The sequence below is a fragment of the Flavobacterium phycosphaerae genome (assembly GCF_010119235.1).
GTDB lineage: Bacteria > Bacteroidota > Bacteroidia > Flavobacteriales > Flavobacteriaceae > Flavobacterium > Flavobacterium phycosphaerae.
Map to the genome: position 1 here is coordinate 2213146 of NZ_JAAATZ010000001.1, position 14155 is coordinate 2227300.

At 38.3% G+C, this 14155-nt stretch carries 12 protein-coding genes; 11 read left to right on the plus strand and 1 reads right to left on the minus strand.

The window, feature by feature from the left end; genetic code table 11:
* The first annotated feature begins 31 nt into the window (after nucleotides 1-31).
* The 8 genes from GUU89_RS09815 to GUU89_RS09850 all read left to right on the plus strand — a co-directional run bounded on the left by GUU89_RS09815 (nucleotide 32) and on the right by GUU89_RS09850 (nucleotide 9370).
* Nucleotides 32-823, plus strand: coding sequence for a (Fe-S)-binding protein (locus tag GUU89_RS09815; RefSeq protein WP_162127744.1), 792 nt, complete (start codon nucleotides 32-34; stop codon nucleotides 821-823).
* A 9-nt stretch (nucleotides 824-832) separates the two neighbouring features.
* Nucleotides 833-1594 carry a phosphatase PAP2 family protein gene (locus GUU89_RS09820; protein ID WP_162127745.1) on the plus strand — a complete coding sequence of 254 codons (762 nt, stop codon included), beginning with the start codon at nucleotides 833-835 and terminating at the stop codon, nucleotides 1592-1594.
* Between the two features lie 113 nt (nucleotides 1595-1707).
* On the plus strand, nucleotides 1708-3144 hold the full coding sequence (locus tag GUU89_RS09825) for an MBOAT family O-acyltransferase (protein WP_162127746.1): 1437 nt from the start codon (nucleotides 1708-1710) through the stop codon (nucleotides 3142-3144).
* A gap of 2 nt (nucleotides 3145-3146) precedes the next feature.
* Nucleotides 3147-4211, plus strand: a complete 1065-nt coding sequence (locus tag GUU89_RS09830) for an alginate O-acetyltransferase AlgX-related protein (protein WP_162127747.1) — start codon at nucleotides 3147-3149, stop codon at nucleotides 4209-4211.
* Nucleotides 4212-4246: 35 nt separating this feature from the next.
* A complete protein-coding gene (locus GUU89_RS09835; protein ID WP_162127748.1) occupies nucleotides 4247-4729 on the plus strand; it encodes an ABC transporter ATPase in 483 nt (160 codons plus the stop codon).
* Nucleotides 4730-4739: 10 nt separating this feature from the next.
* A complete protein-coding gene (locus GUU89_RS09840; protein ID WP_162127749.1) occupies nucleotides 4740-7742 on the plus strand; it encodes a glycoside hydrolase family 3 N-terminal domain-containing protein in 3003 nt (1000 codons plus the stop codon).
* Between the two features lie 66 nt (nucleotides 7743-7808).
* Nucleotides 7809-8948: an N-acetyl-alpha-D-glucosaminyl L-malate synthase BshA gene (gene bshA / locus GUU89_RS09845; protein ID WP_162127750.1), complete on the plus strand. Its 1140-nt coding sequence runs from the start codon at nucleotides 7809-7811 to the stop codon at nucleotides 8946-8948.
* Entirely contained in the window at nucleotides 8945-9370 is a 426-nt protein-coding gene (locus GUU89_RS09850) for a hypothetical protein (protein ID WP_162127751.1), read from the plus strand. The genes bshA and GUU89_RS09850 overlap by 4 nt, the downstream gene beginning before the upstream one ends.
* A 47-nt stretch (nucleotides 9371-9417) precedes the next feature.
* Here the strand turns inward: GUU89_RS09850 and GUU89_RS09855 are convergent, their stop codons facing one another.
* Nucleotides 9418-9918 (minus strand): hypothetical protein, encoded by a 501-nt coding sequence (locus tag GUU89_RS09855; protein WP_162127752.1) that lies wholly within the window; start codon nucleotides 9916-9918, stop codon nucleotides 9418-9420.
* Nucleotides 9919-10132: 214 nt separating this feature from the next.
* Here GUU89_RS09855 and aroC point away from each other — a divergent pair, with 214 nt between their 5' ends.
* The 3 genes from aroC (at nucleotide 10133) to GUU89_RS09870 (ending at nucleotide 13994) form a co-directional block, all read left to right on the plus strand.
* Nucleotides 10133-11197, plus strand: coding sequence for a chorismate synthase (aroC, locus tag GUU89_RS09860; RefSeq protein WP_162127753.1), 1065 nt, complete (start codon nucleotides 10133-10135; stop codon nucleotides 11195-11197).
* On the plus strand, nucleotides 11198-12454 hold the full coding sequence (locus tag GUU89_RS09865; protein ID WP_162127754.1) for a dicarboxylate/amino acid:cation symporter: 1257 nt from the start codon (nucleotides 11198-11200) through the stop codon (nucleotides 12452-12454).
* Between the two features lie 67 nt (nucleotides 12455-12521).
* Nucleotides 12522-13994 carry a T9SS-dependent choice-of-anchor J family protein gene (locus tag GUU89_RS09870; RefSeq protein ID WP_162127755.1) on the plus strand — a complete coding sequence of 491 codons (1473 nt, stop codon included), beginning with the start codon at nucleotides 12522-12524 and terminating at the stop codon, nucleotides 13992-13994.
* Nucleotides 13995-14155: the final 161 nt, after the last annotated feature.

Here is a 14155-nt window from a genome sequence, read left to right on the forward strand (position 1 = left end):
CATTACGAGTTACCAATAAAAAATAAAAAATATGTCAGAAGTATTAAATGTGCCAACCATGGCAGAAATGATGGCCCAAGGCAAGCAACCCGAAGTGTTATTTTGGGTAGGCTGTGCCGGCAGTTTTGATGACAGAGCAAAAAAAATTACCAAAGCGTTTGTGCGTATTTTAAATCGCGCCAATGTAGAGTTTGCCGTATTGGGTACCGAAGAAAGTTGTACCGGGGATCCGGCCAAACGAGCCGGTAACGAATTTTTGTTCCAAATGCAGGCCATGATGAACATAGAAGTTTTGAATGCCTACGAAGCCAAAAAAATCGTAACCGCTTGCCCGCATTGTTTTAATACACTGAAAAATGAATACCCTGAATTGGGCGGTACCTATGAAGTAGTGCATCATACAGAATTTTTGAAATCGCTGTTGGATGCCGGAAGACTAACCATTGAAGGCGGACAATTCAAAGGAAAACGCATTACATTTCATGACCCTTGCTATTTAGGCAGAGCTAATAATGTTTATGAAGCACCAAGAGCGTTGATTCAGAAATTGGATGCTGAGTTAGTAGAAATGAAACGCTCGCGCGCTAATGGTTTGTGCTGTGGTGCCGGCGGAGCCCAAATGTTCAAAGAGCCGGAGCCGGGTAACAAAGACATCAACGTAGAAAGAACCGAAGATGCTTTGGAAACCCAACCCGAAATCATTGCAGCCGGTTGTCCGTTCTGTAATACCATGATGACGGATGGAGTCAAAGCCAAAGAAAAAGAAGGGGCTGTAAAAGTGATGGACGTGGCTGAGTTAATTGCCAATGCACAGGATTTATAATCAATTCAAATGAATCGTCTGGTTGTTTGCTTTCTTTTTTTTGTTTTTCAACTGAAGGCACAACAACCTAATGCTGTCAGCGCAGATTCCATACAACCCAAGACGAATATTAAATTAGATTTAAAATACCAACAATTCATTATTCCTACTGTTTTTATCGGTTACGGAATTATAGGATTAGAAAGCGGTCAGATTAAAGGATTTAATGCGGGCATTAATGAAGAAGTGACAGAGCATATTGATAAAAAAATTACAGTAGATGATTTTTCCCAATACCTCCCCATGGCTTCACTATACGGATTATCCGCATTGGGCGTAAAAGGTAAAAACAATACCAAAGACAAAACCATTATACTGGCAACGTCTTATCTTTTAATGGGGCTGACCGTTAATGCTTTTAAGCAAACAGCCTCCGTTAAACGGCCTGACGGAACAAGTTATAATTCGTTTCCATCAGGGCATACTGCTACCGCTTTTATGGGAGCAGAGTTAATGTATCAGGAATACAAAGACGTATCGGTTTGGTACGGCGTATCAGGTTATTTGGTAGCCACCGGAACCGGAATATTCCGAATGTACAACAATCGCCATTGGTTTACCGATGTAGTTGCCGGAGCAGGAATAGGTATATTGAGTGCCAAAGCAGGCTATTGGTTGTACCCGATAGCGAGCAAGTGGTTTACCAAAAAGAATGCAACAAAAATAAAAACGGTTATGGCTCCGTTTCACGATGGACGAAACACCGGAATTGGTTTTATAAAAACCTTTTAGCCTTGTAAGGGTTGCCATTAAAGGTATAAGTATAAGAGTAGTAAAAAATAAGAATGGGTTTAAAAGCTGTTTTGACAAAGTAGTTTTTGAAATGCTAAAAAAATAAATTAAGAATGCTTTTTAACTCGATTAGTTTTGCCCTGTTTTTACCGATAGTATTCTTTCTGTATTGGTTTGTAACCAATAAATCTCTCAGAAATCAAAACATTTTACTGCTGCTTTCGAGTTACTTTTTCTATGCTTGTTGGGATTGGCGTTTTCTGTTTTTACTGATTTTTTCCACCTTACTAGACTATTATACCGGTTTGAAGATGTCTGATGCCCAAAGCAGCGGGGCTAAAAAGTTCTGGCTGTGGTTGAGTGTTTCCATCAATCTGGGTTTTTTAGGATTCTTCAAATACTACAACTTTTTTGCGGAATCGTTTGCCGAAGGAGTCTCCAATTTAGGGTTTCATATCGATACCTGGACATTAAAGATAATTCTTCCGGTAGGGATTTCATTTTACACTTTCCACGGATTGTCTTATGTAATTGATATTTATAATGACAAAATCAAAGCGGAAAAGAACTTTATTGATTATTCCGTTTTCGTTAGTTTTTTTCCTTTATTGGTAGCTGGGCCGATAGAAAGAGCTACCCATTTGTTACCTCAAATTCAAAAGAAGCGAACATTTAATTTTGCTGTAGCCGCTGATGGTGTTAAGCAAATTTTATGGGGATTGTTCAAAAAAATTGTCATTGCCGATCAGTGTGCCAAATACGTAAACCTAATCTTTGACCATGCCACCGATTACTCAGGAAGTACCTTAGTCGTTGGAGCTGTTTTGTTTGCTTTCCAGATTTATGGTGATTTTTCAGGCTACTCTGATATCGCTTTGGGAACGGCACGCTTGTTTGGAATTGACTTGCTCCGCAATTTTGCCTTTCCTTACTTCTCCAGAGATATTGCCGAATTCTGGCGTCGTTGGCATATATCACTTTCAACCTGGTTCAGAGATTATTTATATGTGCCGTTAGGAGGCAGTAGAGGCGGAGTCTGGATGAAAGTTAGAAATACATTTATCATTTTTTTGGTCAGTGGGTTTTGGCACGGGGCTAACTGGACATTCATCATTTGGGGACTCTTAAACGCCTTGTACATCATGCCATCTATACTCTTCAATACAAACCGTAATAATTTAGATATAGTAGCAACAGGTAGACTACTGCCGAGTCTTAAAGATTTTGCCTCAATGGTACTCACGTTTAGTCTAACGGTTTTGGCTTGGATATTTTTCAGGTCAGAAACTGTTGCCGGAGCTTTTGAATATATCGGAATCATTTTCTCAAAATCACTGTTTACCTTTCCTTTGGTTTTTCCAAAATTACAGCTGCTGTTACTCCTATTTTTTATTGGTATTGAGTGGATGGGAAGGCAAAACCAGTATGCCATTGCAACGTTGGGCAATCAAAAACCCAAAGTAGTGCGTTATGCATTTTATTATTTGCTGATTTTGATGATTGTTGTTTTTAATGGGAATAGTCAACAGTTTATTTATTTTCAATTTTAGGAATGAAGCAGTTTTTAACCAAAATATTTTTATTCTTGCTGTTGCCCATACTCTTATGGGGAATAATCGAAGCCGTTCTGCCTATTACGACTTTTACCCACAGGACTAGTGAAGCCATTTGTTTTGTTACCAAAATTCCACACGAAGCCAGTTATTACCCTAATATTGATTCAAAAATGATTGCTGTAGGCGATATGTGTCACCATACAAAATATCAGGTATATAAAGAAGAAATTTGGAAGACCGATGACTTAGGATTCCGTAACAATGAATTCATAGCCAATCCCGATATCTTGATTATAGGTGATTCGTTTACTCAGGGCACCAGTTTGAGCCAAAATCAAACCATTACCAATAAGCTGAAGGCAAAATTTGGCGATAGCATAAAAGTATACAATATGGCTCCCAGTTCGATGTCAGAGCTTGACCGTTATCTTGCCTTAGGCATCATCAAAAAACCAAAACTTCTTATTTTTTCTGTTGTAGAGCGAAACATTCCGCCCAAAATTGAACCGTTTGACCCTAAAAAAAATACAAAGTTGAAGCATATCATAAAGTCAATCTGTGGTTGGGGTAATATCAATGTCTATTTAGATAAAGCTTTCAAGCAGTATTCTATCAAGTGGATTCAATCCCGTATCAGTCATGCAAAGGGCCAAGGCATTCCTGCGGTTGATGACTCAAATATGTTCTTTTTTAATGGTGTTAAAGACGGACATAAGCCCGAAGATTTGAACAACGAAGCTGATATTATTCTTTCGTATAAAAAATATTGTGAGAAACGTGGGATACGGTTTTTGTTTTTGCCGATGCCCAATAAGGAAACAATTTATTTTGAAAAGGTTCCTTTTGCAAAACAACCAAATTATTTAGCTAAATTGGACACTGTTTTGAAAGCCAAAAATATTGATGCAATCAATACGGTAAAACTGTACAATGAATACCGTAAAAAGCATACGCACTATTTATATCATTTAGACGATACGCATTGGAATTCGAATGCAACAGCCTTGGTATCTGAAGAATTGTACCAACACATTACTAACGAGAGGCTATTAAGCCGTTAAGTGTTTTTTTAATAATAACTGAAAATAAAATAAAAATGTTTGTTCCTTTTGAAAATTTACCCGAAGATTCCAAAATTTGGATCTACCAATCCAATCGCAAGTTTTCTGATGATGAACTGGCCGAAATTGAAAATGATTTAAAAGTGTTTATCGAAAATTGGTCAGCACACGGTACCGGATTAGAAGCTTCTTACTTGTTGAAATACAGTCGGTTTATCATCTTGGCCGTAAATCAAGAAGTGCAACAAGCAACCGGGTGTTCTATCGATTCCTCGGTGGCGTTTATTCAAGATTTGGAACAAAAATACCAAGTTGATTTATTGGATAAAATGAATGTTACTTTCAAAAATGGCGAGCACATAGCCCATAAATCGTTGATTGATTTTAAACGTATGGCTAAAGAAAAAGCGGTAACGGCCAACACCATAGTTTTCAATAACTTGGTAAATACCATCGAAGAGTTTAACGAAAACTGGGAAGTACCTGCCGGAGAAAGCTTGCACAGTCGTTTCTTTTAATTTACAGTAAATGAAAAGTTTTTTATTCAGAATAGGATTATTCACAGCATTGATAGTTTTGGTGACGAATTGTTCGTCAGTCAAGAATACGTCATACAATGTAATTTTACCCAAAGCTGAAATTGCAGCAGAGGAGGAAATGTATGTGCCTCTTATCAAATCCGAAAGAAAAAACTTTTTCCCGGAAACCACTACCGAAACCCGCTGGGTAGACAGTATTTACAACCAAATGACTTTTGATGAAAAAGTAGGGCAACTATTCATGGTGGCTGCTTATTCCAATAAAGATACCATTCACACCAACGCGATTCAAAAATTGGTACGCGATTACAAAATTGGAGGCTTAATTTTCTTTCAAGGAGGGCCTATGCGTCAGGCACGTTTAACCAATTTATACCAATCAAAAGCTAAAGTGCCTTTGTTTATTGGGATTGATGCCGAATGGGGGATGAGCATGCGTTTAGATTCTACTTTCCGCTATCCTTTTAATATGACTTTGGGCGCTATCAGAGATTTAAAATTGATAGAAAAAGTGGGCACTAGCATGGCTAAAGAAAGCAAAAGAATGGGCGTGCATTTCAATTTCGCTCCGGTTTTAGATATTAATACCAACCCGAAAAATCCAATTATCGGTTATCGTTCTTTTGGTGAAAATAAAGTTAATGTTACTGAACATGCCATTGCCTTAATGGATGGCGTTCAAAGTCAGGGTGTTTTTTCAACCGGGAAGCATTTTCCGGGTCATGGTGATACTTCAACAGACTCACACAGCACACTGCCTCTGGTAACAGCCTCTTTGGACCATTTGGAAAAGGTAGAAATGTATCCTTATAAACGTATGTTTGACGAAGGCTTGGTTTCAGTAATGGTGGCGCATTTGAGCGTGCCGAGTTTAGAACCCAGAGAAGGGTATCCCACTTCAATTTCGCATCATGTGGTTACCGATGTGCTTAAAAATGAATTAGGCTTTGACGGTTTGATTTTTACCGATGCCCTTAATATGAAAGGTGCCAGTAATTTTAAAAAACCGGGTGATATAGATTTAGAAGCCTTTTTAGCCGGAAATGATATTTTGCTTTTTGCTGAAAATGTACCGTTGGCTGCCGAAAAAATTTGCGTAGCCTATCAAGACGGTTTGATTTCTGATGAGCGATTAGCGGAGTCGGTAAAGAAAATTTTGCGCTACAAATTCAAAGCCGGATTGTATAAATACCAACCCATTGAAGGCATCAATTTGTATAACGATTTGAACCCCGCCAGCAATGAAGCGTTGCAATATGAGTTGTATGAAAACGCCCTTACGGTGGTCAAGAATGATAATGTGTTGCCGATTAAAAACCTTAATCAAAAAATTGCCTATGTCAAAATAGGCGATGACATTAACAGCACTTTTGTTTCGACTTTAAAAAAATACACTGAAGTAACTGAAATTGCTGATGCTAATATTGATTCTTTGTTAGTCAAATTAGCCGATTATGAAACGGTAATCATTGGTTACCACAAATCGGATAAAAGCTGGTGGAAAGCACCGGAGCTTATGGTTTCGGAGTTGCAGTTGATAGATTCGGTTGCCGCTAAAAAGAAAGTTATTTTAGATTGTTTTGCCAAGCCGTATTCTCTTTCCCGAATTTTGAATTTTGATGCTATTGAAGGCATGGTGGTTTCCTATCAAAACGGTGATATCGCGCAGGAAGTTTCAGCCGAATTATTATTCGGAGCTATTGCGGCCAAAGGAAAATTACCGGTTTCTATCAACAGTACTTATAAAGCCGGTGACGGTATAGCTACAGAAAAATTAGACCGATTAGGATTTGCCAAGCCCGAAAATGTTGGGATGAGTTCTGAAAAACTAAAGCAGATTGAGACCTATGCGCAGAAGGCTATCGACAGAATGATGGCCCCGGGCATGCAAGTTTTAGTCGCCCGAAAAGGCAAAGTGATTTACCAAAAATCGTTCGGGACTAAAACGTATGGCAGTACTGATAAAGTAAAGAATACCGATTTATACGATGTGGCTTCCCTGACCAAAATGGTAGCGACTTTGCCCAACGTAATGCAGGTTTACGACCAAAAGAAAGTTTCGCTCGAAACTACTTTAGGAGAAATGTTGCCCATGTTTAAAGGGTCTAATAAACAACAAATGACTTTCAAAGAATTGTTGTCGCATTACGGCAGAATGCAGGCATGGATTCCGTTTTATAAAGCCACTTTAGATTCGGCTAAAATGCCAATGGAAAAATACTATCGCAAGGTATACACCGAAGGCTTTACCAAACGAGTGTCTGACAGTTTGTTCCTTCGCGATGATTACCACGATACCATCATGAAGCAAATCATCAACAGCCCGTTGATTGATAAAAAAGAATACCGATACAGCGATTTTACTTTCATCATTTTGAAACAATACTTAGAGAAAATCACCGGTAAAAAGTTAGACGAATTGGCTGATGACAATTTTTACAAGACATTAGGGATGAACAATACACTATACAATCCGTTGCGAAAGTTTGATAAAAGTGTAATTGTTCCGACTGAGATTGATACGTATTTCCGTCACACCACCGTGCAAGGGTATGTACACGATATGGAAGCCGCTATGGAAGATGGCGTTGGCGGTCATGCCGGCATTTTTTCGAATGCGATGGATATAGCGAAGATGATGCAAATGTACCTTCAAAAAGGAAATTACGGTGGGCAACATTATTTTTCAGAAGCTACTTTTACTGATTTCAATACTTGTTGGTATTGTACACAAGGTAATCGCCGAGGCCTTGGATTTGACAAACCTCAAATTAGTGGGGGTGGGCCAACTTGTGGTTGTGTATCGTCGTCGAGTTTTGGGCATACCGGATTTACCGGAACGATTGCGTGGGCTGACCCGTCAACCGGTATTATTTATGTTTTCTTATCCAACCGAACGTATCCGGATTCGAATTTGCCTAACACCCTTTCCAAAGAAAACATTCGTGAAGACATTCAGAAAGTCATTCAGGATGCCATCATCGACAAATAATCTTTAACGCTTTTTTACCATTTAGCGTTCCTATTTTTTATAAATTCGTAGCACTAAAAAAGCAATATGAAAATAGCCATTGTTTGCTATCCTACCTTTGGGGGAAGTGGTGTAGTAGCCACAGAGTTGGGACTCGAATTAGCCCATCGCGGTCACGAAATTCATTTTATTACTTATCGTCAGCCCGTTCGTTTAGCACTATTGAATCCTAATGTGCATTACCACGAGGTTAATGTTCCCGAATATCCTTTGTTTCATTATCAACCCTATGAGTTGGCCTTGTCCAGTAAATTGGTGGATACGGTAAAACTCTATAAAATAGAATTGTTGCATGTGCATTATGCTATTCCTCATGCGTATGCCGGGTATATGGCCAAGCAAATGTTGAAAAGTGAAGGTATCCATATTCCGATGGTCACAACGCTTCACGGAACGGATATTACCTTAGTGGGGAATCATCCGGTTTATAAAACAGCCGTTACCTTCAGCATCAACAAATCGGATATAGTCACTTCGGTTTCCCAAAGTTTAAAAGACGACACTTATAAGCATTTCAATATAAAAAAGGATATTCATGTAATTCCCAACTTTATCGAGTTAGATAAACATCGCAATGAGACTTTGATTTCCTGTCAACGTTCGGTTATGGCTAAGCGGGAAGAGCGCATTGTTACGCACATCAGTAACTTCCGCAGGGTAAAACGCATTCCGGATATTATTAAGATTTTCTATAAAATTCAGGAGCATATTCCGGCCAAATTAATGATGGTAGGTGATGGGCCCGAAAAAGCTAAAGCGGAGCAATTGTGTGCTGAATTAGGCATTCAGGATAAAGTCATTTTCTTTGGTAACAGTCATGAAATAGACCAAATTTTGTCCTACTCGGATTTGTTCTTGTTGCCTTCAGAAACCGAAAGTTTCGGATTGGCTGCTTTAGAAGCTATGGCTTGGAGTGTACCGGTGATTTCCAGCAACTCAGGTGGTTTGCCCGAAGTGAATTTTGACGGCGTTTCAGGCTATTTGAGCAATGTAGGCGATGTGGACAGTATGGCTCAAAATGCGTTGAAAATTTTATCTGATGAAGCAACATTGGCTGAATTTAAAAGTAATGCTTTAACTGTTGCTAAACAATTTGATATTAAAAATATACTGCCGCTTTATGAAGAATTGTATCATGAAGCCATCAACCAAAAAGCCAAAAAATGAAAAGAATCCTCCCTGTACTAGCCTTAGTTTTTTTATACTCCTGTTCTTCTACTAAACATGCAGCCAGTAAGCCTTTGTATGAAGTGCTGACTGTAAATAATGATGGCGGAGCAAATATTAAGTTTTATGAAATTCTGACCGAACCCAAAGAAATCATGATGTTGTTGGGTGATGAAACGTTGAAGAAAAAAATAAAGTCTTCAGACACGACCAACAGCAGTTTTATTATCCTTAATGCCGGACCAACGAAGGAAACGTACAACCGTATAAAGATTGAAAAAGTAGTAGAAACGGCAACGCAAATAGAGCTGTATATTAAAGATTCTCAAAAAAATACCGCTATTGATCTTTCTGATGATGACACTTTATTTCCTTATACTATTGTCAAAATCAATTCAAAGAAGCCCATTGTTATTAAATAAAAAAATCCCGTCTGATGACGGGATTTTTAGTTTTATAGGTATTCAGATTAGAATCGGTAACGGATACCCAACGCGATGTCCGGACCGAAATTATCTTCACGGAATTGATTATCACCACTGTTGTTTAAGTAAAATTCAGGTCTGAAATCTAATGACAATTGTATTGGTGCTTCAGCAAAGTTGTACTCAATTCCAATATCACCTGCTGCCAGAATTATGGAACCGTTTTCGTTAACACCGTTGTAGTCATATCTCCAGCTTCCGATACCGGCACCTACTCCGGCATACCAATTGAAACCTTTGTCAATGTCCCAAACCCATTGGTACAAACCAACCAATTTCATCGCGTCAACGTGCTTGCTGTTTCTCCACCCTAAATCAAATTCCAATCGGTTGTTTTTAGACAATCCTCTTTGGTACGATATTTCTCCACCAAAGCCATCATTGTCCCCTAAACGCAAACCTAAAGCGTTCTTTGAAATGTCCTGTGCTTGTGTTGCCGTTGCTAATCCTAGTAGCATAAAGGCACTTAGAAATAATTTTTTCATAATTCTTGAATTAATTTTTGTTTAAAAATGAATGTTATAAAATTGAATTTGTAGTATCAATTTTATTAAAACAAAGTTAGGTGATAACTTTGATAGGTTTTTACATAATCTTTGTTAAAAGTTACAGAATTTCAATTTTACCCAAAATAAATAATCTCAAAACAAATTTCGCTAAATAATTTCAAAAAACTATATTTGTTTAAAACAATATACAATGGCCGGAAATAGCTATGGAACACTTTTCAGACTGACCACTTTTGGCGAATCTCACGGAGAAGCATTGGGCGGAGTTATTGATGGTTGTCCTGCCGGATTGTCGATCGATATGCAAGCTATCCAAAAGGAAATGCAACGCAGAAAACCGGGACAGTCGAGCATAGTTACCCAAAGAAAGGAAGAAGATGAAGTACAGTTTCTTTCCGGAATATTTGAAGGCAAAACTACCGGAACTCCCATAGGCTTTATCATCCCGAATACGAATCAAAAATCAGATGATTACTCCCATATTAAGGATAGCTATCGACCAAGTCATGCCGATTATGTTTATGAAAAAAAATACGGCATTCGCGATTATCGTGGTGGCGGAAGGAGTTCAGCCCGAGAAACGGCCTGTAGAGTTGTAGCCGGAGCGGTAGCTAAACAAGTTTTGCCCAATATTACAATCAATGCTTTTGTTTCATCGGTAGGTGATATTTTTATTGATAAACCTTATCAGGCTTTGGATTTTTCGTTGACTGAAACCAATGCGGTGCGTTGCCCTGACTTGGCTACTGCCGAAAGAATGGAAGATTACATTAAAGAAATTCGAAAACAAGGTGATACTGTTGGGGGTACTATTACGTGTGTACTGCAAAATGTGCCAATCGGATTAGGCGAACCGGTTTTTGATAAACTCCATGCAGAGCTAGGAAAAGCCATGTTATCCATTAATGCGGTAAAAGGTTTTGAATTGGGCAGCGGATTTTGTGGAGCCAAAATGAAAGGAAGCGAGCATAACGATTTGTATAATGAAGACGGTACTACCCAAACCAATCTTTCCGGAGGAATTCAAGGCGGTATTTCTAATGGGATGGATATTTATTTCCGAGTGGCTTTCAAACCGGTAGCCACTTTAATTCAAAAGCAAGAAGTTTTAACCAACCAAAATACAATCATAGAGCAACAAGGCAAAGGGCGCCATGATCCTTGTGTCGTTCCGAGAGCGGTTCCCATAGTGGAAGCTATGGCAGCTTTAGTACTAGCCGATTTTTATTTGATCAACAAAACATACCAACACTAAATGAGTACAACTGAAACCCAAAAAAAATCATTTCTTTCCAATCTTACGGTACAAATTATAATTGCCATGCTCTGCGGGGCTTTTTTGGGAATTTTTATCCATAACAATTACATAGAAGAAGATGCCAAAAGTTTTAGCGATAAAATAAAAATGCTGGCGACTATTTTCATTCGATTGGTACAAATGATTATCTCGCCTTTAGTGTTTACTACGTTAGTGGTCGGTATTGCTAAGCTTGGCGATATAAAAGCGGTCGGACGAATAGGAGGGAAGGCTTTACTTTGGTTCTTTTCAGCCTCATTGGTTTCCTTGTTAATAGGAATGTTTTGGGTCAATACATTGCAACCCGGTGTCGGATTAAAATTAGGTAATGTTGATTTGACCACTGCTACCGAAGTTGCCCAAAAGACAGAAGGTTTTTCGGCACAAAACTTTGTGGAGCACATTATTCCAAAAAGTATAGTAGAGGCGATGGCCACCAATGAAATCCTCCAAATTGTTATTTTTTCTATCTTTTTCGGATTAGCGGCTGCTTCTATTGGAGCCAATGCCAAGCCGGTGGTAAACGCTTTGGATAAAACATCGCACATTGTTTTGAAAATGGTAAACTACGTGATGAAGTTTGCTCCGATTGGTGTTTTTGGTGCTATTGCCGGCGTTTTTGCCATTAAAGATGTTAATGAATTGTTGGTCACGTATGCTAAATTTTTCAGTTCTTTCTTAGTTGGAATTGGCTCGTTATGGCTGTTTTTATTAGTGATTGGGTATATTTTTCTGAAAAGCCATATGACCACTTTGCTCAAAAGAATCGTCAGTCCATTGGTAATTGCATTTGGCACTACGAGTAGCGAAGCCGTATTCCCTAAATTGACAGAAGAGTTGGAACGTTTTGGGGTGAAAGATAAAATAGTTTCTTTTATGTTACCGCTAGGATATTCTTTCAATTTGGATGGCAGTATGATGTATATGACCTTTGCCAGTATTTTTATTGCGCAGGTGTATGGCGTTCATTTAGACACCGGAACACAGATGACCATGTTATTTGTTTTGATGTTAACCAGCAAAGGAATTGCAGGGGTGCCAAGAGCCAGTTTAGTAGTGGTAGCAGCAACTTGTGGAATGTTTAAAATCCCAATTGAGGGTATTGCTTTGATTTTACCGATAGATCATTTTTGTGATATGTTCCGAAGCGCGACCAATGTTTTAGGAAATGCTTTAGCCACTTCGGTTGTAGGTAGCTGGGAAAAAGACAGTTGAAAAATTTTGATATTTCAAATACTACTTTAAATTTGCCGTCAATAGCAAAATATTAAGTTGGTATTTTATGAAAAAAACATTACTATTTTTATTTCTTTTTTTAGGGTATTTTACTGCCGAAGCTCAATTTGACTGTGCGACCGACGCTGTTGAAATTATGGATAACGGAATTATTTCTACCCCAAATACTATTGACGGAAATTATGCCATAGGTTGTTTCAACGATACGGTTGACAGTAACGGAGATCCTATTTATGGAATTTGGTATACTTTCACACCGGATACTAATGGCGAAGTTAAAATTAATTCCAATTTACCCCAAAACGTAACACTTAATATTGATAGTAGGCTTTCGGTTTTTACCGGTGATTGCTCCAATTTAGTTTGTTATAAAAGTAATGACGATACTTCCACTTCGGTTTATTTGTCTACATTAACCTTTCCGGTACTGGCAGGGGTGACTTACTATATTCAATGGGATAGTTACTGGGATAATTCTGGCCCCGACTTCGATTTTACTTTTACTCCTATTTCTTGCCTGAAGATTTACACTATCAATCAACCTTCTAATTTAACGGATACTTCTGCTACTTTAAATTGGGATGCCTCACTAAGTAATCCGGCTTCTTATCAAGTTGAATATGGTGTGACAGGATTTACTCAAGGAACAGGAACGATTGTCACTAGTGATACAAACTCAATCGTCATTTCCGGCTTGGTTACCGGGACTATCTATGATTATTATATCAGAACAGCCTGTGATGCGAGCACTTTTAGTGATTGGTCAGCTGTCAATACATTAACCATGGCTAAAAGTTGTCCTTATTACAGTGGATTTGATTCGGATGCTGAATTTGCCGGTTGGACCACCAGCGGAAATGGGAATGGAGCTTATGGTCAAGGAACTATATCTTCCCAAGCCCAGTCACCCTCAAAATTTTGGATTTTTAACACGGGAACCACTGGTGATGCGGATAATTGGTTGTACTCTCCGCCTCTCGTATTGCAAGCGGGTGAAGCGGTTACCGTATCATTTTGGACCCGTTGTTTAACTACAAGAAATTTGAGACTAACTGTTGGAACGGATAATACGGCAGTTGCGCAAACCAGTACTATTTGGTCTAACACCTCATTGTTAAATACTACTTATACCCAAACATCAGCACCAGTATGGACAGCACCACAGGCAGGGGTTTATTACTTTGCTTTTAATGATAAATCAGCCGCTGCTGCAACAGCGACGCTTCGTTTAGATACGGTTACTTTTTCATCAACGATACTTGATGTAAAGAATAATTCATCTGTAAAACTACTGGTATACCCTAATCCGGTTGAGGCTATTTTGAATATATCCGGTGATACTGCTAATGAAATTAACTCAATTGAAATCATTGACATTAATGGCAGATTTATCAAACAGATAAAAACGGAAGGTACAGCCCAAGAGTCTGTTTCAGTTGCCGATTTAGCCAATGGAATTTACTTTTTAAGAATCAGTACTAATCAGGGGACTGTGGTTAAAAAAATCAGTAAAGACTGAGGTTAGGGTCTTTTGTTATTTAACTGTTTGACAATCATACAGTATAAATTCAAACTAAATTTTTTATGGGGAGATATAATTTGCTCATAAAATATAAAAAGTTAGTTAAAATTCTTTTGTATTAAAAGAAGTTTACTAAATTTGGCTTTTAAAATCTAAAA

Bases quoted from the DNA above. Each gene is read 5' to 3' on its own strand.
- GUU89_RS09870 (WP_162127755.1), top strand. From the start codon at position 12,522: ATGAAAAAAACATTACTATTTTTATTTCTTTTTTTAGGGTATTTTACT.
- bshA (WP_162127750.1), top strand. From the start codon at position 7,809: ATGAAAATAGCCATTGTTTGCTATCCTACCTTTGGGGGAAGTGGTGTA.
- GUU89_RS09830 (WP_162127747.1), top strand. From the start codon at position 3,147: ATGAAGCAGTTTTTAACCAAAATATTTTTATTCTTGCTGTTGCCCATA.
- GUU89_RS09835 (WP_162127748.1), top strand. From the start codon at position 4,247: ATGTTTGTTCCTTTTGAAAATTTACCCGAAGATTCCAAAATTTGGATC.
- GUU89_RS09840 (WP_162127749.1), top strand. From the start codon at position 4,740: ATGAAAAGTTTTTTATTCAGAATAGGATTATTCACAGCATTGATAGTT.
- GUU89_RS09815 (WP_162127744.1), top strand. From the start codon at position 32: ATGTCAGAAGTATTAAATGTGCCAACCATGGCAGAAATGATGGCCCAA.
- GUU89_RS09825 (WP_162127746.1), top strand. From the start codon at position 1,708: ATGCTTTTTAACTCGATTAGTTTTGCCCTGTTTTTACCGATAGTATTC.
- aroC (WP_162127753.1), top strand. From the start codon at position 10,133: ATGGCCGGAAATAGCTATGGAACACTTTTCAGACTGACCACTTTTGGC.
- GUU89_RS09865 (WP_162127754.1), top strand. From the start codon at position 11,198: ATGAGTACAACTGAAACCCAAAAAAAATCATTTCTTTCCAATCTTACG.
- GUU89_RS09820 (WP_162127745.1), top strand. From the start codon at position 833: ATGAATCGTCTGGTTGTTTGCTTTCTTTTTTTTGTTTTTCAACTGAAG.
- GUU89_RS09855 (WP_162127752.1), bottom strand. From the start codon at position 9,918: ATGAAAAAATTATTTCTAAGTGCCTTTATGCTACTAGGATTAGCAACG.
- GUU89_RS09850 (WP_162127751.1), top strand. From the start codon at position 8,945: ATGAAAAGAATCCTCCCTGTACTAGCCTTAGTTTTTTTATACTCCTGT.